The sequence below is a fragment of the Protofrankia sp. Cj3 genome (genome assembly GCF_917627355.1).
Taxonomy (GTDB): domain Bacteria; phylum Actinomycetota; class Actinomycetes; order Frankiales; family Frankiaceae; genus Protofrankia.
Genome location: NZ_CAKJTR010000155.1, coordinates 1 through 1808 on the forward strand (window position 1 = coordinate 1; position 1808 = coordinate 1808).

General features: G+C 66.4%; 2 protein-coding genes. Both read left to right on the top strand.

Annotation, left to right across the window (positions count from 1 at the left end):
* A partial coding sequence (locus MJ783_RS17960; RefSeq protein WP_239311796.1) for a nucleoside monophosphate kinase occupies positions 1–536 on the top strand: 536 nt, incomplete at its 5' end.
* 452 nt (positions 537–988) lie between these two features.
* Positions 989–1808: type I methionyl aminopeptidase (gene map / locus MJ783_RS17965; RefSeq protein WP_239311798.1), on the top strand; the 820-nt coding region annotated here is incomplete at its 3' end.

The window sequence follows — 1808 nt, forward strand, 5'->3', positions numbered from 1 at the left end:
GGGAGGGCACCGAACTCGGGGTGCTCGCGAAGCAGTTCATGGATGCGGGCGACCTTGTGCCCGATGAGATCACTATCGGGATGGTCCGTAACAGGCTGGCTGAGGAGGACGCGGCCAAGGGTTTCCTCCTCGACGGCTTCCCACGTAACGTCCCCCAGGCTGAGGTTCTGGGGCAGCTGCTCGAGGGCATGGGAACGCGCCTGGACGTCGTTCTGGAACTCGTCGTCGACGACGATGAGGTGGTGCGGCGCCTGTCTGGGCGGCGGACCTGCCGTAACTGCGGGCACATCTGGCACGTGGACTTCGATCCTCCCGCGGTGGAGGGCGTCTGCGATCGGTGCGGCGGTGAGCTGTTCCAGCGTGACGACGACCGCTCTGAGACGGTGCGCCACCGGTTGGAGGTGTATGCCGAGCAGACTTCGCCCCTGGTCGCCTACTACGCCGCGAAAGGCCTGCTGATCGGTCTTGACGCCACCGGGCCGGTGGACAACGTCACTGATCGTGCTCTTGACGCCCTGCGTCACTATGCAAGTTAGAGCGCCCGGCAATAGGGGCGTGGATCAAGGAGCGGGGCTGGGGTGCGTAGATCGCGAGGCGGCGGAGGGAGCCACCCTGGTGTTGGGTGGCGACCGACGACAACACGGCGAGGTGCGTGCCCCAGCCCCGCGACGCCGCGTCCCTATTGCCGGTCGCTCTTAGCGCGCCCCTGTTGTCAGGTGATCGTAGGGTGCGGCGTCACGGTGGCTTGTAGGCGGCGCGGCGCCGTCTCGGCGGGCAGACTTGGGCGGGCGGCCACACAGTAGGGGCCGTGGGTGTGGCTCCTCGTGGCGGAAGCGGGCACGACCAGGAATTTTTCCGCCATCGGAGCCCATGAGAGACGCAGGGTGACAGGGTTACCAGAGACACCGGCCGAAGGATGCGCGATCATGGTTTTTTCGCGTTTCTGGGGGCTTCAGGCGGACTAGGGATACGGACCGGGGCGACGAGCGTGGCGCGACGAGAGCATGTCCAGATCAAGACCGAAGGCGAGATCGCGAAGATGCGGGTGGCGGGGCTTGTCGTCGCGCGCACCCTGGAGAAGCTGCGTGCGGCCGTCAAACCGGGTATCAGTACCGCTGATCTTGATGTCATCGCCGAGGGCGCGATTCGGGCTGAGGGCGCCATTCCATCCTTCAAGGGATACCAGGGTTTTCCGGCGACGATCTGCACATCCGTCAACAACGAGGTCGTGCATGCCATCCCACGACGCAAGCGGGTACTGCGTGAGGGAGATCTCATCTCCATCGACTGCGGCGCGATCGTGAACGGCTGGCATGGTGACGCCGCGATCACGGTACCGGTCGGCGCGGTCTCGCGCGACATCCTGGACATGACCGAAGCCTGTGAGCAGGCGCTGTGGCGGGGTCTGGCGGCGGCGCAGCTCGGGGGCAAGCTCACGGATATCTCGGCGGCGGTGGAGCGTTATGTCCGGCCGCTCGGATACGGCATCGTGGACCACTACGGCGGGCATGGGATCGGAACCGAGATGCACCAGCCACCACACATCCTCAACTACGGGCGGCCTGGTCGCGGCATCCGACTGGTTGAAGGGGTCGCGCTGGCGATCGAGCCAATGATCACGATTGGCCGACCGGATACCGCGGTACTCGACGACGACTGGACGGTGGTCACCGCCGACGGCCTGTTTGCGGCCCACACGGAACACACGGTCGCGGTCACTGCGCGGGGTCCCTGGGTGCTGACGGCTCTGGACGGCGGCGCCGCGAAGTTCGCCGAGCTCGGTGTTGCCTGCGGTCAGCCGGCCCAGA